This is a genomic window from Sinorhizobium sp. KGO-5 (genome assembly GCF_036245905.1).
Taxonomy (GTDB): domain Bacteria; phylum Pseudomonadota; class Alphaproteobacteria; order Rhizobiales; family Rhizobiaceae; genus Sinorhizobium; species Sinorhizobium meliloti_A.
In genome coordinates this window covers 23,733-43,575 of the sequence record NZ_BDIZ01000011.1, presented here as the reverse complement: position 1 = coordinate 43,575, position 19,843 = coordinate 23,733, and the positions used below count along the sequence as shown (strand labels likewise).

Here is a 19,843-nt window from a genome sequence, read left to right as displayed (position 1 = left end):
AAGAATAACCGCGAAATTTTTCATGGGGCGATTTGTTAAACGGAAATTCCCCATCCGTCAACGGCTTTGGCGGGTCCCGATCGGCACGGCCTGCGAGCAACCAGTTATTAAACCGCAGCCGCTATCCTGGGACGCAGCAAGGAAAAGGCGCCGGATTCGGCGCGCATCCTGCTGCTAATTGGCGTTTTCGCCCGAGGTGCTGCGTTGCTCGAAAGTGGAAATCAATCGGCGCCTCCCGCCGCCGAGACGGATCGCCGCGATACGTTCAAGCCCGGCAATCGATTTCTCGGGCGGGTCGTCGCCTGCAACGGCTCGCGCGCCACGATCGCGGCGGTCGCCGAAAATGGCGAGACTTCGCTCACCGAGCTCTGGTCGGTCGGCAAGTTGGTTTCGATTTCCGTCGGCACCAACCGTGTCGTCGCACTCGTCTATTCGATGCAGACCGTTTCCGAGGGCTGGGGCGAAGAGGTCAACAATACTTTCCGCATCGAAGTCGAATTGATGGGCGAGGTTCATGTCGGTGCGGATGGGCGGGAAGAGTTTTCCGCCGGCATCAGCCGCTATCCCTATCTCGGAGCGATTGCCCACCGCATCCGCGTGAGCGATCTCGCCCGCATCTACGACTCCGGTCAATCGGACAGTTGCGTCATCGGCAAGCTGACGCAGGACGAAAGTCTCGACGCCACCATCCATGTGCCTTCCATGCTTGCCAAGCACTTTGCCATCGTCGGCACCACCGGCGTCGGCAAGTCGACCGCCGTGACACTGCTCCTGAACAAGGCGATCGCCGCCGACCCGAAGCTGCGTGTGCTGATCCTCGATCCGCACAACGAGTTCGCCGCCGCCTTTCCCGACCAGGCGGTGGTAATCGACACGGATACGCTCGACCTCCCGTTCTGGTTCTTCCGGCTCGAGGAGTTGGCCGAGGTCATCTTTCGTGGACGCCCGCCGGTGCCGGACGAACTCGATATCCTGCGGGACGTCATCGCCGACGCGAAAAAGGCATTCAAGGGCGGAGAATCCGCGCTGATGCGGCGGCAGACGGAAAAGAGCTCGATCACCGCGGATACCCCCGTCCCATACCGTATTGCCGATCTTCTGGCGCTGATCGATGAGCGCATCGGTCGGCTGGAGGGACGCAACGACAAGCCGTACCTGCGCTCCCTCAAGGTCAGGATCGTCTCCGCAGTTAACGATCCGCGCTACCATTTCATGTTCTCGCAGAACACGATCACGGACACGATCGAGGACACGATTGCAAAGATCTTCCGCATTCCCGGCGACGGCAAGCCGATCGCCACCTTCGAGCTTGCCGGGATCCCTTCGGAAGTCGTCAACTCCCTCGCCTCCGTGCTCTGCCGCATGGCCTTCGAGATAGGCCTCTGGGGCAATGGCGCCATTCATATGCTGGTCGTTTGCGAAGAGGCGCACCGCTATGTGCCGGCCGATCCGTCGCTCGGCTTTGTGCCGACACGCCAGGCTATTTCACGGATCGCCAAAGAGGGTCGCAAATACGGAGTCTCGCTCGGCATCATTACCCAGCGGCCGGGCGAGCTCGATCCGACGATCCTGTCGCAATGCTCGACGGTCTTCGCCATGCGGCTCGCCAACGATCGCGACCAGGAAATCATCCGTTCGGCGATCGCCAATTCGTCGATCTCCACCACCAGCTTCATTTCCTCGATCGGCAACGGCGAGGCAATCGCATTCGGCGAGGCGGTCGCAGTGCCGATGCGCATGCGCTTTGCCCGCGTCGACGATGCGCGGTTGCCCCGCGCCCACGGCATCACCGACAAGGTTGACGACGACGCGCCGCCCCTCGCCGACCTCCGTTCGATCATCAGCCGAATGCGTGCCGTCAACGGTCCCGACATATCGAGTTTCCAACAGAGCTATCTGGCGTCACAGACCAAGCAGGCGCCGGCGCTCGAGGACAATAACGGGAGCGGGAGAAGCACCGGGACCGAGATCGCGGACTCCCATTCGCGACGATACCCCGCATTCGAGCCCTATAGCCCCGACATGCTTCCCCGCCCGTCCGAGCCGGGAAACCAGGAGTTCGAACGCTTCAGCCGGATCCGCGAGCAGATCCTGTCCGGAGAGGCGGAACGGATGTCGGGCCGGCCCGCCGAGGCGCCCGGCCAACCGGATGCAGGCTTCGCCACGCCGGCACCGCGTCACGAGGGGTCCCTTCGCGAAAGCCTGCTCAGGCGACCACTCGGCAGCCTCATCCGCAAATAGAACGGAAGCGGAGGGTACGGTGCGTCCTGACCGCTCAACCTGCCCTGATTGCAATTTTGGATCCGGGGGCTCCTCTCAAGCGTTGAGGTGACGTCAAGGCGAGGAGACGATCATGGACGACACTGACGCATGGAGAAACGAGCGGCGCCTCTGGCTTGAGGGCTCCGATCCCTATCGCGAATTGCTGGACGAAGACTGCATCATGGCATTCCCTGCGCCGGTTGGTCTGCTGCGCGGACGATCGGTCATAATCCGAAGTCTCCAGGGAATTCCGCGGTGGGAACATCTCACGATCAGCGAGAAAGTCATGAGCCGGATCGGCGAGAACTTCATCGTGCTCGGCTATCTTGCGGAGGCGCGACGCGCGGAAGGTGGGCCTTATGCGGCCTGTTGTACCTCGACCTATCACGGCGTGGGAGCAGACTGGAAGCTTATTCAACACCAGCACACGCCGGTTGATTGACGGCCCGCAAGCCTCCGCCTCCGTTACGCGGAGCAAATTGGGATGAAAATCATGGAAGAGATTTTGACGCGCTTCTTCGAGCGCTACGAGAGCATGGCCAATCAGGTCCTTGCGGGGGCGCTTCCGGTCGGAAGTACGACCTCCGCCTTCGCCACGGACTTTATCGCCGCCTCACCGGCCGGAGTCATGACGGGAAAAAACGACGAGACCCTGACGGCTTCGATGGAAAAGGGTTATGCCCGCTATCGTGCTATCGGCACCAGGGAATTGAAGATCCGCAAAACCACGGTAACGCCGATCGATGCGCTGCATTTTCTCGTAAGGGTCGATTGGCGCTCCGTCTTCGACGCCGAGGAACAGCCGAATGTCACCATCGATTTCGAGGTTCATTACCTCGTTCAGCTGCGTGGCGGCGAGCCGAAGATTTTCGGTTGGATCAGCGGCGACGAGGAGGCGGTATTGAAGGAGCACGGCATCGACTGACGCTTCTGATGCCGCTTCAGACCGCAGCATAATGCTCAAGGAGCCTCAGCCCTGTGCTCGTTGTTCAGTCCAAGGCATCCGGACCCTCGATACGCTGCCAGGTCTCGTCAAGCTGGTTGCGAAACCAGGTCATCTGACGCTTGGCATATTGCCGCGTTGCCGCCGCGCCGGCCTCGATCACCTGCGCCTCGCTCATCTCGCCTCTCAGCATCGCGGCGATCTGTGGGACGCCGATCGCCTTCATCACCGGCATCTCCGGAGGAAGGCGAAGCGTGAGAAGCGCGCGCACCTCCTCGACGGCGCCTCTCGCAAGCATCGTCTCGAAGCGCCGATCAATACGGCCATGAAGAAGCCGCCGCTCCGGCAATACGACGATCTTCTGCGCGCGCGCCGGGTCGATGTTCACCGGCCCACGGCTCTGCTGGTAAGATCCTATCGGCCTTCCCGTGGCCTCGATTACCTCCAGCGCGCGCACGATACGCTGCCCATCGCCGGGTTGCACGCGCGCCGCCGTCTCCGGATCGCGCTCGGAAAGTTCACCGTGCAGCGCCTCGGCGCCCTCCTCCGTCAGGCGCGCACGCAGGCGCTGGCGGATCGCCGGCGGAATCTCGGGCATATCCGATAGCCCTCCGATCAGCGCTTTGAAATAGAGGCCCGTGCCGCCGACGAAGACCGGCAGCCGCCCTTCCTTTCTCAGCCGCGCCACCAGCGCTTCCGCTTCGCGGAGCCACACGCCGGTGGAATAGGCCCGGCCCGGCGGGACGTGACCGTAGAGGAAATGCTCGACGCCCCCCATCTCGCTTTCATCCGGCCGCGCGGTCAGGACTTTCAGCGTCCCGTAGACCTGCATGCTATCCGCATTGATCACGACGCCGCCGTGTCTTTGCGCGAGCTTCACCGCGAGCGCGGACTTGCCGCTGGCGGTCGGCCCGGTTATCAGGATCGCGTCGATGTCTTTCGCAAGGTTTTGCACCATGGCTCTCGTTGCCACGCTTATCGCCAATCCGTCAAATCCCGTTCTGTCGCCAGCACGCGCGGAAGCTGCAGCGGAAAGCCTCGACGCGTCCGGGCTCTATTGGCTCGCGGACGGTATTGCCTGCGACATCGTGTTGAGGGATGGCGCCGAGGCCGGCGAAGCGGAAGCTCGGCTGCGCCAGGCGGTCGCCGGCGCCGCGATCGACGTCGCCGTGCAAGATGCCGAAAGCCGCCGCAAGCGATTTCTGATTGCCGACATGGACTCCACCATGATCGGGCAGGAATGCATCGACGAGCTGGCCGCGGAAGTCGGCTTGAAGGAAAAGGTCGCGGCAATCACCGCGCGCGCCATGAACGGCGAGATCGCTTTCGAGCCGGCACTCGTCGAAAGAGTGGCGCTTCTCCAGGGCCTGCCCGTTACCGTCGTCGCGGAGGTCATCGCCACGCGTATCACATTGACGCCGGGTGGCCGCGAACTGATTGCTACGATGAAGGCGAAGGGACATTACAGCGCCCTCGTCTCCGGCGGCTTCACCGTATTTACCGGCCCTATCGCAGAGAAGCTCGGATTCGACGAAAACCGTGCCAACATTCTCGTTGAAGAGAACGGCAAGCTGACCGGCGACGTTGCCCGGCCGATCCTCGGCAAGCAGGCCAAGGTCGACGCGCTCATCGACATTTCTGAACGGCTCGGCATCACGCCGGCGGACGTCATCGCCGTCGGCGACGGTGCCAACGATCTCGGAATGCTGCAGCTTGCCGGCACTGGAGTGGCGCTCCACGCTAAGCCCGTCGTTGCCGAACAGGCGAAGATCCGCATCGACCATGGCGACCTCACCGCCCTGCTCTATCTCCAGGGATACCGCAAGACGGATTTCGTGACGTGATCATTCTAGAGACCGAGCGGCTCAGGCTCCGTGCCTGGGCCGAGACCGACCGCGAACTCTTTGCCGAGATCAACAACGATCCCACGGTCATGGAGTTCTTCCCGTTCCGCCGCACCCGCGCGGAGGCCGACGCGCTTTTCGACCGCAACAACCGCAACATCTTCGAAACCGGCTTCGGCTTCTTCGCGCTCGCGCTCCGTGAGAACGACGCACCGGTCGGCTTCTGCGGACTTGCACGCACCGATCTCGAACCGCACCTGCCCGACGGCACCGTCGAGATCGGTTGGCGCCTGGCTCTCCCCCATTGGGGAAAGGGCTACGTGACGGACGCAGCCCGGGCGCTTCTCGATTATGGATTCGGCGAGAGGAAGCTAGGGGAGATCGTTGCCATCGCCGTTCCGGCCAACACGCGCTCCACCGCCGTGATGAAGCGGATCGGCATGCGCCCCGATTCCATGCGCGACTTCGATCATTCCGGCGTTCCGGACACGCATCCGCAGCTCAAACGCCACGTGCTTTACGCAATAACCGCGGAAGAATGGCGGCGGGATGGCCTTGCCGCGAAGCGGTAGCGCCCCGTCGCCTCGGCCGAGAGCGCGCGCTCTATTCCATCCGCACCGTCACGAAACGCAGTTCGCCGGTCTTGTTCGCGATCATCAGCAAGGCGTTGCGGCGCCCGTCGGCCTTCAGTTCGGTGACGCGTGAGGTGACATCCTCCGGCGTTTCCATCGCTTCCTGACCGAGTTCGACGATCACCTCGCCCGGCTCCACCCGACGCTCGGCAGCGGGCGAATTGGGTTGCACCTCGGTGATCACGACGCCTTTGACGCTTTCGACGATGCCGAAACTCTGGCGGCGGTCGGCGTCGAGCTCGGCAAGCTTCATTCCGAGCACGGTGTCGCTTGCAGGCAGTTGCGCCGCCGGCGGCTCGCCGGGCTTCGCCTCACCACCGTTCGGCAGCACTTCGCCCGGTTTCGCATTGGCGAGCTGCTCTCCATCCTCCAGCCGGCCGAGCGTCACGCGAGCGGTCTGCTCCTTGCCGTCGCGGATAATGACCACATCGACCGCCTTGCCGACCGGGCTCTCGCCGACCGTGCGCATGAGATCGCGAATTTCCGCGATGTCCGTTCCGTCGAAGCGGATGATGATGTCGCCCGGCTTGATCTCGCCCTTGGTGATCGGACCGCCCTCGATGATGCCCGAAACGAGCGCGCCGCGTGGGAGCTCCATCTTCAGGCTCTCGGCGATATCGTCGGTGACGGGCTGGATCCGTACACCGAGCCAGCCACGGCGCGTCTCGCCGAATTCCCTGAGCTGATTGACGACGTTCACCGCAAGCTCCGCCGGCACGGCAAAGCCGATACCGACCGACATGCCGGTCTGCGAAAGGATCGCCGTATTGATGCCGACGACCTCACCCTGCATGTTGAAAAGCGGACCGCCCGAATTGCCGCGGTTGATCGCCGCATCGGTCTGGATGAAACTGTCGTAGGGGCCGGCATTGATATTGCGGCCGCGTGCGGAGACGACGCCCACGGAGACGGATACGCCCAGGCCGAACGGATTGCCGACGACCATCACCCAATCGCCGATCCTGATCTTTCGCGAGTCGCCGAAGGAGACGGCCTTGAGCGGTTTCTTCGGTTCGACCTTCAGGAGGGCGAGGTCGGTTTTCGTATCCATGCCGACAAGCTTCGCCTTCAGCTTCGATCCATCGGAGAAATTGATCTCGATATCGTCGGCATCCTGGATGACGTGGTTGTTGGTGACTATGTAGCCGGCCGGATCGATGATGAATCCGGAACCGAGCGAGTTGACCGTGCGCGGCCGGCCGCCCTCGCCGCCCTGTCCTTTGAAAAACTCGTCGAAGAACTCCTGATGCGGCGATCCTTCCGGCACCTGCGGCATCGGCGCATTGTCGTCGCTCTTGACGTTCTGCGAAATCGATATGTTGACGACGGCGTCGAGCAGTCCCTCGGCGAGATCGGCAACGGACGGCGGGCCGGCCGGAGGCCGGGACGTGGCCGTCTGGGCCAGCGTCGCATTGGTGAATATGAGTGCCGTCGCGGCCGCCAGCACCAGGCCGCGGAAGAATTCGGGTCGTTTCGACAAGTCGCTAGGCTCCTATCATTTCCCTTACATAACGCCGGCCCCCGGTCGTCCGGCAAGGATGATGCATGAACATCGTTCGGCTGCAACGAACTACAGCGCAGCGCGACCCGATCGAGACGCGCATCACGCGAACCTTCTCTTCAAGATACGGCGGAATTCCGAAGCGTCCAAACACGATTTCCTGATCCGGGCAGCGAACCGGCGGTGCCTCAGATGGTTATTTCGTGCCCGTGCTCTTTCAGAGCCTCCACGGCCTGCTCGAGATTGGACCCGGCGACGAAGACGTAATCGGTGCTGAAGGTCGAATTGGCGAAGACGCCGACACCTGCCTCCGACAGCGGTCGCAGCACCGACGATAGAACGCCTGGCACGTCGAAACTGAAGTGCTGCTCGATGCGGAAGCAGCGCCAGCCGAGCGAACTCTGCACGCTCGATGGGACACGGGCGGCACGACAGACGAGCGTCATTTCCTCGCGGGAACTGGAAACCGTCCAGAACCCCGGGCCCGGCAGCCACTCCGGAATCGCGGATCCGACGTTCAAACGGGTAATGGCATATTCGGCATCGACCAGCCGGATGAGCAATTTATGTGGCATTCGCATTATCCTCGAAGCAACCATACGAGCCCGACGCCGACGGCCACCGAAGTCAATCCGGCCAATCGGAGCTGATGTTCAGGGACATACGGCAATCGCCTCGCCAGTTCCACCAAAACCAAAGGGGCCAGTGCGTACACCAGCCCCTCGATGATCAGGAAAAAAGCCAGACCGGTCAGAAAGTCGGACATCGTCCGCTCAATCTGCGGTGGTCGGCGCCGCCAGGCCCGGGCTCGGTGGCGGTTGGTCCGCACCGTCCGCACTGTTGAAATAACGGAAGAATTCCGAATGCGGCGACAGCACGATGGTTGTATCCGGGCTGCCGATCGACTGCGCATAGGCAGCCATCGACCGGTAGAACTCGAAGAAGCCCGGATCGCGCTGGAATGCGTCGGCAAATATTTGCGTCCGCTCCGCTTCGCCCTCACCGCGCAGGATTTCCGAATCACGCTGCGCTTCGGCGACGATCTCGACCACTTGACGATCCGCGATCGCGCGGCGTCGCTGGCCTTCCTCGTTGCCCCGGGCACGGATCAGTTCGGCTTCGGCCAGACGTTCCGCCTTCATCCGATCGTAGGTCTGCTGCGAGACTTCCTGGGTCAGGTCCGTGCGGCGGATGCGCACGTCCTCGATATTGAGACCAAGCGACTCGGCATCCGCGCTGAGGTCCGTACGGACCTCACGCATCATCGATGCGCGCTCGTCGGAAAGCGCCGCCTCGAATCCCCTCAGACCGTAGACCCGGCGCAGCGACGCATCGAGGCGCGTCCTAAGCCGGGACTCCGCAGATTCCCGGTCTCCGGAAACCGTCTGCCGGAAGCGGCGGGGGTCGGCGATCTTATAGACGACGAATGCATCCACCTCGTAGAATTTGCCGCCGGAGACCTGCACGCGGATATTGTCGAGGTCGAAACGGAGTGCCTGGTCTTCGACATACTGGACGCGATCGGCGTCCATGAAGCCGAATGGAAGCTTGAAATAAAGACCCGGTTCGCTCTTCACCTCCCGGATCTGACCGAAGCGAACGACGATCGCCTGCTGGCGCTCGTTCACGACGAAGACCGAGGAATAGACGACGAACAGGACGGCGGCGAGGACGATCAGGATTATTGAACTGCGATTGTTGATCATTGGTTTCCTCCCGACTGAACGGGCCTGCCGATTTCGTTGAGCGGCAGGTAGGGCAGCACGCCCTGGCCGTTCTTTTCGTCCAGGATGACCTTCTTGGACTTGCCGAGAACGCCTTGCAGCGTTTCGATGTAAAGCCGCTTGCGCGTGACCTCGGGGGCCTTGGAATATTCGTCGTAGACCGAGATGAAGCGCTGAGCCTCACCCTGAGCTTCCTTGACGACGCGGTCCTTGTAGGCGGCTGCCTCTTCGCGGATCTGGGCGCCCTGGCCGCGAGCCCTGCCGAGCACCTGGTTGGCGTACTGGTTCGCCTCCTCCACGAAGCGGTCCTCGTCCTGTTCGGCGCGCTGCACTTCGTCGAAGGCATCGGCCACCTCACGCGGCGGTGCGGCATCCTCGATCGCTACGGTATTTACCGATATGCCGGCGCCGTAAGCATCCATCGTCGCCTGGATCGTGTTCTTCACGTCCGCGGCGATCGCCTGGCGGTTGTCGCGGAAGATATCCTGGGCCGGACGGCGGCCGACGACCTCGCGCATTGCGCTTTCGGCCACCTGCTGCAGCGTGTCGGCCGGGTTCTCGACATTGAAGAGATAGGCCTTCGGATCGGTAACCGAGAACAGCACCGAGAACTGCACGTTGACGATGTTCTGATCGCCGCTGAGCATCAGGCCGGCATTCGACTGGCCCGTGCGGCCGCCGATATTCTGCTGCTGCTCCGTCACCTTGACGATCTCGACGGTTTCGAGCGGCCAGAAGTGATAGTGCAGGCCCGGCATGGAGATTTCTTCCTTCGGCTTGCCGAAGCGCATCTCGACGCCGCGTTCATCCGGCTGAACGGTATAGATGGAATTCAGCAGAACGAAGCCGAGGACCAACAGGCCTACGATGACGAAGATCCCGCCGTTGAAGCCTCCCGGCACCACGTTTTTCAACTGATCCTGGCCACGCCGGATGATCTCTTCCAGATCCGGCGGACCGCCTCTTCCGCCGCGTGGCCGGTTGGGCCCCTGGCCCCATGGCCCCTGATTGCCGCCGCCGCCGCCCCACGGGCCGCCGCCGCCGCCATTCTGATTGCTCCAGGGCATCAAATCCTCACTTCCAAGAAACTCTGTCGCTGAACGCCCCGCAGGCATTGCGGCCGGTCACGATGTGAACCCGTTATAGGTATCATGTGCATTGCTTTCAACGCGATACGGCCGAGTTCACCGTAAATGCGTTAAAATTGTTCACCGCTGCGCCGCAGCGATAGGCAAGTGCGTGAATAAGCACCGAGACCGCTCAGGCTCCGGCACCTTCTGGCGGCGACGTGCGGCGGCGCCAGGTCACGAAGTGCATCGCGTGGCTGTCTTTTTCGCCGCGCGGAAGGTCTTCCTCCAGCACCTTTTCGAAAATCGACGGGTCGATAGAAGGGAAGCGTGTATCGCCATCCACCTCCGCTTGCACTTCGGTCACGTGCAGCACATCGGCCATGCCGATCGACTGACGGTAGATCTCGCCGCCACCAATAATGCAAATCTCGTCGGCCCCGACCGCGGCCGCCCGCTCCCGCGCGATCGTGAGCGCCACTTCCAGCGACGGCGCCACCTCCGCGCCGGGAGCCTCGAAATCGGGGTTGCGGCTGATGACGATGTTCGGCCTGCCGGGCAAGGGTCGCCCGAGCGAGGCCCAGGTCTTACGTCCCATGACGACCGGCTTGCCGATCGTCAGCGCCTTGAAGCGCTTGAGATCGGTCGAGAGCCGCCAGGGCAGATCGCCCTCGCGGCCGATGACTCCATTCGCTGCGACAGCGACGACGAAAACGATCTTCGGTCGGGTGGTCACCTTCTGCTCCGCCTCAGTCATGAAAGCCACTCGGCTTGCTGTCGATTTCACGCGCGCGAACCAGCGCCGCCCGGTCCGTGACGACGCGAATATAGCGATCTATCACGTCGCTTTCCGGCAGGATCTTGCGCATCCACTGCAATGCGCTTGCGAGCAACAGATCGGCCGCGCTCATCGATTCGCCAAGGAGATAGGTGTGCCGCGTAAGCGCGTCGATCACATGCGCGCACATTTCGGTGTAAAGCCTCGCGAGCCCCGGATTGTTCACCGTCACTCCGGATATATGAGCGAGAGCGGTCGGCTCGATGACACCGGCATAGTAGGCGAGCCACGACAGATAGGCGCCGCGCTCGCGATGGCCGGGCGGCCGGCTCAGCCTGCAATCGGGATAGAGATCCGTCAGATATTGCACGACCGCGACCGACTCCCAGATCAATGTCCCGTCGTGGAGGAGTGCCGGCACCTGCTTGTGCGGATGCGGATTGTTTTCGTCCGGGCCGCCGGATCCGTCCCAACGGCGGATATCGACATAACGGATGTCGTAGTCGGCACCGAGTTCTTCGAGCAGCCAGATGATGCGCGATGAGCGCGACAAAGGCGCGTGGATCAGCGTCAGCATGGAAACCTCCCATTGGGGCACCACCGGGAAACGCGGGAGCCGGCTTTGCCCGGAGTGCTTAGCTAGACCGCGACCGGCGCCTTGATATGTGAATCGGCTTCGTAGCCGACGAGCTCAAAGTCTTCGAATCTAAACGAAAATATATCCTTCACCGCCGGATTTATTTTCATTTTCGGCAGCGGCTTCGGCGTTCTCGTCAGTTGCAGCTGCGCCTGTTCGAAGTGGTTGCGGTAGATATGTGCGTCACCCAGCGTATGAACGAAATCGCCGGCTTCGAGCCCTGTCACCTGCGCCACCATCATCGTCAGCAGAGCGTAGGAAGCGATATTGAAGGGTACGCCGAGAAAGATATCGCCCGAGCGCTGGTAGAGCTGACAGGAGAGCTTCCCGTCCGCCACGTAGAACTGGAACAGGCAGTGGCATGGCGGGAGCGCCATTTCGTCGACAAGCGCCGGGTTCCAGGCCGAAACGATGTGGCGGCGGGAAGTCGGATTGGTCTTCAGGCCCTCGACGAGCGCCGCGATCTGATCGATCTGTCCGCCGCCGGGCGTCGGCCAGGAGCGCCATTGATAGCCGTAGACCGGTCCGAGCTCGCCGTTTTCGTCCGCCCATTCGTCCCAGATGCTCACCCCGTTTTCCTTGAGATAGGCGACGTTCGTGTCGCCCCTGAGGAACCAGAGAAGCTCGTGAATGATCGAGCGCAGATGCAGCTTCTTGGTGGTCAGCACCGGAAAACCCTGCGACAGGTCGAAGCGCATCTGATAGCCGAAAACAGAGCGCGTGCCCGTACCCGTACGGTCGCCCCGGTCGGTTCCCGTTGTGATCACATGTTCGAGGAGATCGAGATATTGTCGCATGCTTTTCCGCCGACGATTCGTTCGTAGCGTCGAAAATAGAACGAACCGCCGCGCGAACCAATGGTGGAAAGGTGTTTTCCCGCACTTCGCATCGCCATGCACGACCGTCCTTCGGTCGGGCCAACCAGCCCCGTCAACATCTCCGGCATACGCGCCCGCCGGTTCATTTCGACGGGCGTCGGTTTGCGGCGTGGTCCTGATACTGCTCGTTCCTTACCGCCCTCTCGTCGAGGCCGCGCGAGTCGGAATGCTGCGCCTTGTCCCTGTTCGACAGAACGTCGTTTTCGCCGAGGACGCCTTCCTTCAGTTCGGTTTTCGCACCGCTACCGTCGCCCTTGCCCTTGTCGGGCTTTCCCATGTTCTTCTTGCTGGCGTGAGCCATCGCAGTCTCCTTTCACCTATTCTCGGAAATGCCGGCCAGCTAGCTCAGTCGCCGGCGCCCTTGTGATGCCTGCTCTCCTGATTTTTCCCACGCAGAATGCTGCGATCGTCCGCCTCGCGGGCATCGCCATGCTCGGTGCTCAGATCCTGTCCCTTGCGTTGCGCCTTTCTCAAAGCGTCGGAACGGTGCAGATCCGCTTCGGCATTGAAGTCCTTGTCTGCGTTGGAGGTGTTCTCGCGGCCCTGCAGCACGCGCTTCTGCTGCTCTTGCGTCTTTCTGCCGACCATTGCCTTGCTCCTATTTGTTGCTGCGACCGCGCTGGTCCGGATTTGCGCCGCCTTGCGCGGTCGTGTCGTTCGCGACATCTCCTTCAATAGTGTTGCCGCGTTTCGAGGCTTCGTAGTCCGACGGTCCACGAATGCCCTTCGTGCGTCCGATCCCGGGATCCTGCTTCAGGTCCTTGTCGCTCGGGCGGCGTGTCTTCGGATGTTTGGACGATGTCATCGGCCTTCCTCCTGCTCTGCGACTTGTTCCGGGGCGCCCCTGGTTCACTTCCTCGTTTAACCGCACTGAACCGTGAATGTTCCGCAATCGCGGCCCCCTTCGGCAGCACGAGGCGGAGCATATTTATCGGCAGCGGCGAAACAATCGCGGCGTATGGCTGTTAGGCCAATCTACAGCGCCGCGTTCTTCGCGGGACGCGAAATTCTGCATGTTCACGCCTGAACGGGCTCTAGGCGCCTGAACCGGTTCCCGCCAAAGAGACATGCAGTTGCGCTTCAGCCATCAAGCAAGGGAGGTGACGATGAGCGCCACAGGTCTCGACGTCTTCGAGAAGACACTGCAAACGACCCATATCTGGCTCGGCGAGATCATGGAACAACACGGTCCCGACCGGAAAGTCGCCTGGCACATCCTGTCAGTTGTGCTGCGGGTCCTGCGGGACCGGCTTCCTCCGGAAATCGCGGCCCATCTCGGCGCGGAACTTCCGCTGATCGTACGAGGCGCCTACTACGATCAATACCGGCCGAACCACCCACCGGACAAGGGCACTCGTTCGCTCGACGAATTTCTCGCCCGGATCGCGGACGGTATGAAGGATACGCGGCCGGTCAATCCGGCCGACGCGGCGCGTAGCGTATTTCGGGTCCTGGCACGGCATGTCGACCTTGGCCAGACTGCTAAGGTACGCGACGCCTTGCCCAAAGAAATTCAGTCGCTGTGGCCCGACAGCATCGGCGCCCGCGAATAGCCAAAACGGGGGCGAATAAAAGAGATCGGCGCCGGGTCACGGCGCCGCCGGGGCAGCTCTGGCGCCCGGCCGGCTCGTCGCCGACCGGAAAGCGCTTTGCCGGCCAACCTGGATCAGAGCGTCTGGAGCTTGCCCAGATTCTTGGCGACCAGATAGTAGAAGGTCACACGCGACTTGCTGCGATCATCCGCCATCGCTTTGGCCGCCGCAGCAACAGCGGCATCTGCATCTGACCCGCCGACGCCGAGCTTCTTCTCACACCACTTTTCCTTGACGCGTTCCAGTTCTTTTGGATCCGACGCCGAAACGAGGGCGGAATCCTTATTGCGAAGGGCGATACCGAGATGGCGCACGATCTTGTTGACAACTGCTTCGTCGGCGCTGCTGTCATACTTCTGCACGTCTGCAAGATAATCAGTCATGAAGCCTCCACTTTGCACTTGCTCTCAAAAGCTGCCGCCCTTCTCGCGAACCGCGTGCAGCAGGCGGAGTTTTTCACGCCGCTCGTGTAAGTCAAGCATTTCGTGCGGAGTTGGCGAGACCGACATAAATCCGTCATTTCCCTCAAGAAGCCCTTTTCTTGGCAGTCGGAAAGACCTATATGACGAGTGCCGTCTTCGGGCGGCTATGGCAATAAACGGGCGATGCAATAAACCCATTGGACCCGGGGGCGGTACCCGGCGCCTCCACCAAAAACCGGCCTGGTGCAGACCGGCTTTTGATGGGGGCGAAATAGGATCGACAAGGGCGTAAAGATCGACTTTTTGCTCGGCATTGTACCACCGTTATCGGGCTAAACTTATAGTTGCAAACGACAACTATGCTGAAGCACGTCTCGCTGCCTAACGGCGGTGCGACACTTCAAATCAAGTCCTTCCGGGTAGCACCGTAAGGCGGGGTCCGAAGGCACCTGGCAACAGAAGCCTTCACCTTCTCCCCTGTCGTGAAATGGTCTATAGATGCCTCAATAATTGACTCGTCATAAACAGACGGGCAATGAAGGAGCAGGCCACGGCGCCGACATAGTCAAGGCGCAGGTTTGGCTGTAGCACCTTGAATCGCTGCATGATTTCCTGAATGGAGTTCCGGTTGCAGGAATCATGCATCAAGTGACTTGAAGAGAACGGGGACCAAATGGGCCAGGACCATATTCGCTACGACATTCTGGCGCAGGACGCGCTTCGCGGCGTCATTCGCAAGGTGTTGGCCGAAGTTTCCGCTACGGGCCACCTGCCCGGCGATCACCACTTCTTCATTACGTTCCTGACCGGTGCGCCCGGTGTCCGGATCTCGCAACATCTCAAGGCCAAGTATCCGGAACAGATGACGATCGTCGTCCAGCACCAGTTCTGGGATCTGAAGGTTACCGAGGCCGGCTTCGAAATCGGCCTTTCGTTCTCGGACACACCGGAAAAGCTTGTGATACCGTACAATGCAATTCGCGGCTTCTACGATCCCTCGGTCAACTTCGAACTGGAGTTCGATGTGGCGGCCGGCGAGGAAGAAGAAACCGATTCGGCGGAAATAACCGCTTATCCGCTCGACGAAGCTGCCGAGGCCGCAACTGACGAAAGCACGGAAAAACCCGACGGCCCGAAGGGCGGCGGCGCTTCCGTCGTCTCGCTCGATTCCTTCCGCAAGAAAAACTGACGACGCGAGGAGGCGCGGACCATGGCCGGCGACGTGATCAATCTGCGTCAGTTCCGCAAACGCCAGGCTCGGACTGAAAAGGAAAAGCAGGCCGAGCAGAATCGCCTTACCTTCGGCCGCAGCAAGACCGAGAAGGCCCTGACCAAGGCCTTGAACGAAAAGGCCGCAAAGACGCTTGATCACGGCAGGCTCGAGCAAGCGGGCGGCGAGGCCTCAATCGACCGGAAGAAGCCGTGACGACCGCAGCCGCAAAAGCGATTCCCACTCAAGGACTTGCGGCAGCTTTCCGAATCCGATCGGCAGCTGCTTGAATCCGTTTATGAGCATGGGGAAGGTCGTCAAGCATTCGGCCACCTTGCACGGACACCGCACCAGCTTCACTCTCGAAGAACCCTTTTGGCTGGAATTGAAATCCATCGCCAAGGACCGCGACATGCCGCTCGCGCGGCTCATTGCCGAGATCGACGACGGCCGTGGCCAGGATGGAAATCTGTCGTCGGCCTTACGGGTCTATGTGCTCGCCTGGGTCAAGGCACGCGAAGGGACGGTGCGCGAGGCATAGAGCCACCTCCGGGAACAATGCCGTTGCTCGCCGGTCGCCTGCTACTGCACGGTAATGTCGGGAAGCAAATCGAAATTCAGGCCCTGACCAGCCGGTGGTCCGGCATTTTGCCCGCCCGGGTTGCCGGAAGGCGATGGCAACTGGCCGCCGCGCCGGGCATCCTGCGATGGAGCGACAGGCGTCTGCTGGCGACCGATGCTGCGCGGCGGCAGCTGCCGCATTCTCAGCCGCTCCTCATCCTCCGCACGGCGTTCAGCGGCCGCCCGTGCTTCCGCCTCCGCCCGCATCCGCGCCGCTTCCGCCGCCGCTGCCTGACGGCGGCGCTCCTCGGCGATCGTCCGCAAGCGCTGCTGCTCACGCTCCGCCGCGCGCGCCCGATAAAGCGCGACCTCGCGGCGCAAGCGTTGCTTTTCGAGCACATTCGCCTGTAGTGTCTCGACACGCCTGCGCTCGCGCTCGAAGGCTCTGAGCGACAGGAAGTTCGACAGCTCCGTGACATCGATCGTCACGCCGGGCGATGCAAGCAGCCCGGCATAGGAGAACCGGACGCGAGGCTCGGCTCCCGCAAGCGCCTCCTCGCCGGGACGGAAGGTCAGATCGATCGCCCCGCTCATTCGCCCTGCAGGCAAGTCGAAAGCGGCCTCCCCGCTGAAAGCGGCGTTGCCATCACCGGCGGTGACGTTCTGCGCCCTGACGGTTCCGCCTGCAATGCCGAAGGGCACCTTCACAGCACCGACGACCGACTGGCCGGTGAAGAGCAGGTTCTCTGCAGCCTTGCGGATCGCATCGGGCGAGATATCGGTCTTCATTGCGTCCGCCGCCGCCATCAGTTGCGGCAGCGCCGCCGTATTGATGCCGTTGAGCGTAAGCCCGTTCAAGGTCGCCGTTCCAGATCCGCTGAGCGATTGCACCATTGCCTGCGGCGTTGCGCCGGCAGCCTCCATCGCCACGGCAAGATCGAAGCGGCCGGTCGCCACCGGGCCCGTCGGCCGTACCCAACCCGTTTCGGCAATGTCGGCACCTGTGAGATCGAACTTCGAGCGCAGGTAGCCGGAGCCGTTGGCATTGCCGATTTGCAGCCGCCCCGCGAGCTTGCCCCCCAGCCAGTCTCCCGTCGCATCGCTGAGTGCGAGTTCATCTCCCTTCCATTGCAGCTGCCCGGCAAAGCCGGTCACCGGACCGTAGACGCCTGGCCAGAAGCGCTTCGCACTTACGTTGAGCGCCACATCGAGCCCGGTCCATGCCGGTTTTACGACCGGTGCCAGCGCCAGTCCCCCGGTGCTTGCGTCGTGAACCTGCCCCAGAATTCCTTCGCCGAGCCAGGCGAGATCGAGGGCATCGACCGAAAGCTCCCCTTGCGCCTTGCCGAGGACCTTGCGGTCGATCGAAAGCGCGCCGGCAAAGCCGTTCTGGTCGGCTTTGCCCTCGATTGCGGTCACTGCGATTTTTTCGGCATCGGTCGCAAACTCGGCCGAGACCGTTACCGGCAAACCGCTGCCCATCTGCGGCAGCCCGATGCCCTGCAACAGCAGATAGGGCTCCAGGTCCTCGGACTTCAGGGTGAGCTTCCCCTGCCCTTCGAGGTAGTGCGCGCGCGCAAGATCGAAGACACCGTTCGCCGCAAGCGACGTCCGCTCCGTGGTGAAGGTCAGCGAACCATTTGCCTTCGAGCCCTCCGTGCTCTGCAGCTTTATGGCAAGAATGCCGTTTGCGTCCGCTTCGAAGGGCAGCGGGTCCAATCCGGCCTGCCCCAGGAGAACGGATGTCTGCGGATTCTCGAGCGTCGCCTCCAGCAGCATGCCCTGGCCGGCGAGCGCCTGGGCGACATCGGGCGCCTGATAGCTGGCGGCTATCTTGCCTCCGTTGGCGGTCCCGATCACGCCGAAGGTGAAGGGTGCGTTCCCCTCCTTGTTGCCGGCCGTCAGCGTTACGTCGAAAGCAGCGTCCGAGTAATAGGGTCCGGCCTTGATCAGCCGTGCCAGCGCCGGATGGGCCGCGCTATGCCGTCCGATCATTTCGAGGAAGGGCGTAAGCTCCTCCGCGGCGAGTTTCATCTTCGCCGACACGACCGGTTTTTCGAGCCCGCCGCTGATGCGGCCGGAAAACGCAAGCTGTGCGCCGGAAAGAGCGCCGATCGCCACGCGCTCCGCCTGGAGCTGGCCGTTCTTGAAGGTGAGTACCGCCTGAACGTCCTGCGCTTCCTCACCGAAGGCGGAGAATGTCTCGGCGGAAAGATCGGCGGCGATGGCGTGCTGCAGCAACGTCCCGGTGGAGGCGTCGCCCGCGACAAGACCGGCGAGGGCCTGAAGCGCCTCCATATCTATGCGGTTGCCTTTCAACTGCAGCGACAGCGCGGGCGGCTGCTCGGCGAAGGACTGGCGCTCGATCCTGCCGCGCAGCGTGGCCGGACCCGCCGCCACTTCAAGGTTTTCAAACTGCTGCAGAGTGTCCGTCAGATTGACCGTCGCCGAAAACCCGGCCGTTCTCAGCGTGCGTATCGCCGGATCGACCGATCCCGCCAGCCAGTTCGCGAATCCCGACGGCTGGTTCGAAGCGATGACGAGGTCCCCGCGAAAGGAGCGCTGCTCCTTGAGGCTCAGCCGGCCCTTGGCTTCCAGTTGCGTGCGGCCGGGCAGGAGTGCGACCGCATTGTCGACGATCCAGCCGGCGCCGTCGGGCCGGACGTCAAGGCGAACGTCGCGCACCGTCGTGTCGCCGATCACGATCGCCGGAAGTTTCAGACTGGCGCGTCCCGGCACCTGCGGGATCGGGATATCGGCGGCGATCGCCAGCATTGCGTCGATCCGCTGGCGTAGCGAGACGGCCGGATCGCGCCCCGTCTTGCCGCTGCTGCCGGAATTGCCGATGCGGCTGACATCGATCTGCTGGCCGTCGGCGATCAGCAGGAACCGCTGGTCCTTGCCGGTGTCGAGCGTCGCCTCGCCGGTGACGATATAGGGATCGTCGGGCGGCCCTATTTCGAAATGGTATTCCGGTACGCGGATGCTTTCATTGGTAAGCTGGAACTCGCCGTTGATACGAAGGGCGCCGTCCGCCTTGACCTCGCTGGCGGGCCGGTTCTCCGTGAGCGTGAAGCGCCCGGCATAAACCGGTCTGAAATCGACGATCTTCAGATCGCCGTCGAGCTCCACGCCGAAGGGCCGTTCGTCCGGCACCAGCCGCGCCCGCAGGCTTAAGGCGCCTGTTTCGTCGACGGTGTTGCTCGTCAATGAGAAGCTTCCCGCCTCACCGTCGAGCGTCGCACGGCCTTCGACCCTCCAGGGCCCGGCGAGCGTGCGGGCCGAGAGGTCGGCGGAAAGCTCACTGACCCGGCGCGTGCGCCCCGTCTGCTCATCCACGAACTCGATCTCGCCGTCGGCGATCTCCACCCTCTCCAGGATGACCGTATTGGCGGGAATCGCGGCGCGCGACCCGCGTGCCCAATCCAGCGTGCCATCGGGCTGGAGCCGGAGCCGCGCCTTCGGCCGGTCGAGCCGCATGTCGAAGATCAGTGCCTCGCCGCTCAGGAAGGGCGCAAGCTCCGCGCTCATCGAAAACTGCGCGACCTGAATCAGCGGTGCGCCGCCGTCGCTCGCTCCGACGCGCACGTCGTTGAGCGTGACCGTAGGAAAGGGAATGAGACGCGCATCGACGCTGCCATGGACCACCACGGGCTTGCCCATGATGCGGCTTGCCTCCCGCTCGAAATCGGCACGGAAGCTGGTCCAGTCGATAAACAGGGGTGCGATCAGCGCGGCAAAGAGCGCGACAACCAACAGTCCTCCGAGGGTAACCAGAATTCGCGCCAGCAC

General features: G+C 62.5%; 23 protein-coding genes and 1 other RNA gene. 10 read left to right on the top strand and 14 right to left on the bottom strand.

Translation table 11 applies throughout. The features are described 5' to 3' along the window. The first annotated feature begins 204 nt into the window (after positions 1-204). The 3 genes from BHD07_RS27930 (at position 205) to BHD07_RS27920 (ending at position 3,187) form a co-directional block, all read left to right on the top strand. Entirely contained in the window at positions 205-2,241 is a 2,037-nt protein-coding gene (locus BHD07_RS27930) for an ATP-binding protein (protein WP_338283923.1), read from the top strand. Positions 2,242-2,353: 112 nt separating this feature from the next. Continuing rightward, positions 2,354-2,704 (top strand): hypothetical protein, encoded by a 351-nt coding sequence (locus BHD07_RS27925; protein ID WP_100671651.1) that lies wholly within the window; start codon positions 2,354-2,356, stop codon positions 2,702-2,704. A gap of 42 nt (positions 2,705-2,746) precedes the next feature. After that, a complete protein-coding gene (locus tag BHD07_RS27920) occupies positions 2,747-3,187 on the top strand; it encodes a hypothetical protein (protein WP_100671652.1) in 441 nt (146 codons plus the stop codon). A 64-nt stretch (positions 3,188-3,251) separates the two neighbouring features. Here the strand turns inward: BHD07_RS27920 and miaA are convergent, their stop codons facing one another. Continuing rightward, a complete protein-coding gene (gene miaA / locus BHD07_RS27915) occupies positions 3,252-4,163 on the bottom strand; it encodes a tRNA (adenosine(37)-N6)-dimethylallyltransferase MiaA (protein ID WP_275598095.1) in 912 nt (303 codons plus the stop codon). Between miaA and serB the strand changes: the two genes are divergently transcribed. Together serB and BHD07_RS27905 are read left to right on the top strand one after the other, a co-directional pair. Next, positions 4,162-5,049: a phosphoserine phosphatase SerB gene (gene serB, locus BHD07_RS27910; protein ID WP_275597684.1), complete on the top strand. Its 888-nt coding sequence runs from the start codon at positions 4,162-4,164 to the stop codon at positions 5,047-5,049. The two genes, miaA and serB, sit on opposite strands and share 2 nt — an antisense overlap. Beyond that, complete coding sequence (locus BHD07_RS27905) at positions 5,046-5,621, top strand: GNAT family N-acetyltransferase (RefSeq protein ID WP_275597683.1); 576 nt, start codon at positions 5,046-5,048, stop codon at positions 5,619-5,621. The genes serB and BHD07_RS27905 overlap by 4 nt, the downstream gene beginning before the upstream one ends. Before the next feature lie 31 nt (positions 5,622-5,652). On the opposite strand, the gene BHD07_RS27900 is transcribed toward BHD07_RS27905, so the two are convergent. The 11 genes from BHD07_RS27900 to BHD07_RS27850 form a co-directional block, all read right to left on the bottom strand. Then, the gene (locus tag BHD07_RS27900) at positions 5,653-7,161 is read right to left on the bottom strand and encodes a Do family serine endopeptidase (protein WP_100671656.1); all 1,509 of its coding nucleotides are present in this window, start codon (positions 7,159-7,161) and stop codon (positions 5,653-5,655) included. Positions 7,162-7,370: 209 nt separating this feature from the next. Next, positions 7,371-7,757 carry an ACT domain-containing protein gene (locus BHD07_RS27895; protein WP_003534920.1) on the bottom strand — a complete coding sequence of 129 codons (387 nt, stop codon included), beginning with the start codon at positions 7,755-7,757 and terminating at the stop codon, positions 7,371-7,373. 5 nt (positions 7,758-7,762) lie between these two features. After that, positions 7,763-7,948: a DUF2065 domain-containing protein gene (locus tag BHD07_RS27890; protein WP_018095402.1), complete on the bottom strand. Its 186-nt coding sequence runs from the start codon at positions 7,946-7,948 to the stop codon at positions 7,763-7,765. Positions 7,949-7,955: 7 nt separating this feature from the next. Beyond that, positions 7,956-8,888, bottom strand: a complete 933-nt coding sequence (gene hflC, locus BHD07_RS27885) for a protease modulator HflC (RefSeq protein WP_100671657.1) — start codon at positions 8,886-8,888, stop codon at positions 7,956-7,958. Then, a complete protein-coding gene (gene hflK / locus BHD07_RS27880; RefSeq protein ID WP_100671658.1) occupies positions 8,885-9,973 on the bottom strand; it encodes an FtsH protease activity modulator HflK in 1,089 nt (362 codons plus the stop codon). Before hflK ends, hflC begins: the two co-directional genes overlap by 4 nt. Positions 9,974-10,166: 193 nt before the next feature. Next, a complete protein-coding gene (locus BHD07_RS27875) occupies positions 10,167-10,730 on the bottom strand; it encodes a dihydrofolate reductase (protein WP_100671659.1) in 564 nt (187 codons plus the stop codon). Further along, entirely contained in the window at positions 10,723-11,328 is a 606-nt protein-coding gene (locus BHD07_RS27870; protein ID WP_338283922.1) for a glutathione S-transferase, read from the bottom strand. The genes BHD07_RS27875 and BHD07_RS27870 overlap by 8 nt, the downstream gene beginning before the upstream one ends. 62 nt (positions 11,329-11,390) lie before the next feature. Then, entirely contained in the window at positions 11,391-12,185 is a 795-nt protein-coding gene (locus BHD07_RS27865) for a thymidylate synthase (protein WP_338283921.1), read from the bottom strand. A gap of 163 nt (positions 12,186-12,348) precedes the next feature. Further along, a complete protein-coding gene (locus BHD07_RS27860; protein WP_100671661.1) occupies positions 12,349-12,567 on the bottom strand; it encodes a hypothetical protein in 219 nt (72 codons plus the stop codon). A gap of 44 nt (positions 12,568-12,611) precedes the next feature. Next, positions 12,612-12,854: a hypothetical protein gene (locus BHD07_RS27855; RefSeq protein WP_010969715.1), complete on the bottom strand. Its 243-nt coding sequence runs from the start codon at positions 12,852-12,854 to the stop codon at positions 12,612-12,614. A gap of 10 nt (positions 12,855-12,864) precedes the next feature. Continuing rightward, complete coding sequence (locus tag BHD07_RS27850; protein WP_338283920.1) at positions 12,865-13,071, bottom strand: hypothetical protein; 207 nt, start codon at positions 13,069-13,071, stop codon at positions 12,865-12,867. 301 nt (positions 13,072-13,372) lie between these two features. Here BHD07_RS27850 and BHD07_RS27845 point away from each other — a divergent pair, with 301 nt between their 5' ends. Beyond that, complete coding sequence (locus tag BHD07_RS27845) at positions 13,373-13,819, top strand: DUF2267 domain-containing protein (RefSeq protein WP_338283919.1); 447 nt, start codon at positions 13,373-13,375, stop codon at positions 13,817-13,819. A gap of 113 nt (positions 13,820-13,932) precedes the next feature. Here BHD07_RS27845 and BHD07_RS27840 read toward each other — a convergent pair whose 3' ends face one another. Next, a complete protein-coding gene (locus tag BHD07_RS27840; RefSeq protein ID WP_100671663.1) occupies positions 13,933-14,241 on the bottom strand; it encodes a DUF2853 family protein in 309 nt (102 codons plus the stop codon). Positions 14,242-14,390: 149 nt separating this feature from the next. Here BHD07_RS27840 and ssrA point away from each other — a divergent pair. The 4 genes from ssrA (at position 14,391) to BHD07_RS27820 (ending at position 16,031) form a co-directional block, all read left to right on the top strand. Continuing rightward, positions 14,391-14,750: a transfer-messenger RNA gene (ssrA, locus tag BHD07_RS27835) on the top strand. Positions 14,751-14,953: 203 nt separating this feature from the next. After that, positions 14,954-15,469 carry an SspB family protein gene (locus BHD07_RS27830; RefSeq protein WP_338283918.1) on the top strand — a complete coding sequence of 172 codons (516 nt, stop codon included), beginning with the start codon at positions 14,954-14,956 and terminating at the stop codon, positions 15,467-15,469. A 21-nt stretch (positions 15,470-15,490) separates the two neighbouring features. Next, complete coding sequence (locus BHD07_RS27825) at positions 15,491-15,706, top strand: DUF4169 family protein (protein WP_127711993.1); 216 nt, start codon at positions 15,491-15,493, stop codon at positions 15,704-15,706. A gap of 82 nt (positions 15,707-15,788) precedes the next feature. Next, the gene (locus BHD07_RS27820; RefSeq protein WP_127711991.1) at positions 15,789-16,031 is read left to right on the top strand and encodes a ribbon-helix-helix domain-containing protein; all 243 of its coding nucleotides are present in this window, start codon (positions 15,789-15,791) and stop codon (positions 16,029-16,031) included. Between the two features lie 41 nt (positions 16,032-16,072). Here BHD07_RS27820 and BHD07_RS27815 read toward each other — a convergent pair whose 3' ends face one another. Further along, positions 16,073-19,807 carry an AsmA family protein gene (locus tag BHD07_RS27815; RefSeq protein ID WP_445190505.1) on the bottom strand — a complete coding sequence of 1,245 codons (3,735 nt, stop codon included), beginning with the start codon at positions 19,805-19,807 and terminating at the stop codon, positions 16,073-16,075. Positions 19,808-19,843 lie beyond the last annotated feature (36 nt).

What these genes read in the sequence shown, in the direction of transcription:
- BHD07_RS27925 (WP_100671651.1), top strand. Translation starts at nt 2,354, where the DNA reads ATGGACGACACTGACGCATGGAGAAACGAGCGGCGCCTCTGGCTTGAG.
- hflK (WP_100671658.1), bottom strand. Translation starts at nt 9,973, where the DNA reads ATGCCCTGGAGCAATCAGAATGGCGGCGGCGGCGGCCCGTGGGGCGGC.
- BHD07_RS27830 (WP_338283918.1), top strand. Translation starts at nt 14,954, where the DNA reads ATGGGCCAGGACCATATTCGCTACGACATTCTGGCGCAGGACGCGCTT.
- serB (WP_275597684.1), top strand. Translation starts at nt 4,162, where the DNA reads ATGGCTCTCGTTGCCACGCTTATCGCCAATCCGTCAAATCCCGTTCTG.
- miaA (WP_275598095.1), bottom strand. Translation starts at nt 4,163, where the DNA reads ATGGTGCAAAACCTTGCGAAAGACATCGACGCGATCCTGATAACCGGG.
- BHD07_RS27870 (WP_338283922.1), bottom strand. Translation starts at nt 11,328, where the DNA reads ATGCTGACGCTGATCCACGCGCCTTTGTCGCGCTCATCGCGCATCATC.
- BHD07_RS27850 (WP_338283920.1), bottom strand. Translation starts at nt 13,071, where the DNA reads ATGACATCGTCCAAACATCCGAAGACACGCCGCCCGAGCGACAAGGAC.
- BHD07_RS27840 (WP_100671663.1), bottom strand. Translation starts at nt 14,241, where the DNA reads ATGACTGATTATCTTGCAGACGTGCAGAAGTATGACAGCAGCGCCGAC.
- BHD07_RS27860 (WP_100671661.1), bottom strand. Translation starts at nt 12,567, where the DNA reads ATGGCTCACGCCAGCAAGAAGAACATGGGAAAGCCCGACAAGGGCAAG.
- BHD07_RS27845 (WP_338283919.1), top strand. Translation starts at nt 13,373, where the DNA reads ATGAGCGCCACAGGTCTCGACGTCTTCGAGAAGACACTGCAAACGACC.
- BHD07_RS27820 (WP_127711991.1), top strand. Translation starts at nt 15,789, where the DNA reads ATGAGCATGGGGAAGGTCGTCAAGCATTCGGCCACCTTGCACGGACAC.
- BHD07_RS27895 (WP_003534920.1), bottom strand. Translation starts at nt 7,757, where the DNA reads ATGCCACATAAATTGCTCATCCGGCTGGTCGATGCCGAATATGCCATT.
- BHD07_RS27855 (WP_010969715.1), bottom strand. Translation starts at nt 12,854, where the DNA reads ATGGTCGGCAGAAAGACGCAAGAGCAGCAGAAGCGCGTGCTGCAGGGC.
- BHD07_RS27890 (WP_018095402.1), bottom strand. Translation starts at nt 7,948, where the DNA reads ATGTCCGACTTTCTGACCGGTCTGGCTTTTTTCCTGATCATCGAGGGG.
- hflC (WP_100671657.1), bottom strand. Translation starts at nt 8,888, where the DNA reads ATGATCAACAATCGCAGTTCAATAATCCTGATCGTCCTCGCCGCCGTC.
- BHD07_RS27865 (WP_338283921.1), bottom strand. Translation starts at nt 12,185, where the DNA reads ATGCGACAATATCTCGATCTCCTCGAACATGTGATCACAACGGGAACC.
- BHD07_RS27875 (WP_100671659.1), bottom strand. Translation starts at nt 10,730, where the DNA reads ATGACTGAGGCGGAGCAGAAGGTGACCACCCGACCGAAGATCGTTTTC.
- BHD07_RS27825 (WP_127711993.1), top strand. Translation starts at nt 15,491, where the DNA reads ATGGCCGGCGACGTGATCAATCTGCGTCAGTTCCGCAAACGCCAGGCT.
- BHD07_RS27920 (WP_100671652.1), top strand. Translation starts at nt 2,747, where the DNA reads ATGAAAATCATGGAAGAGATTTTGACGCGCTTCTTCGAGCGCTACGAG.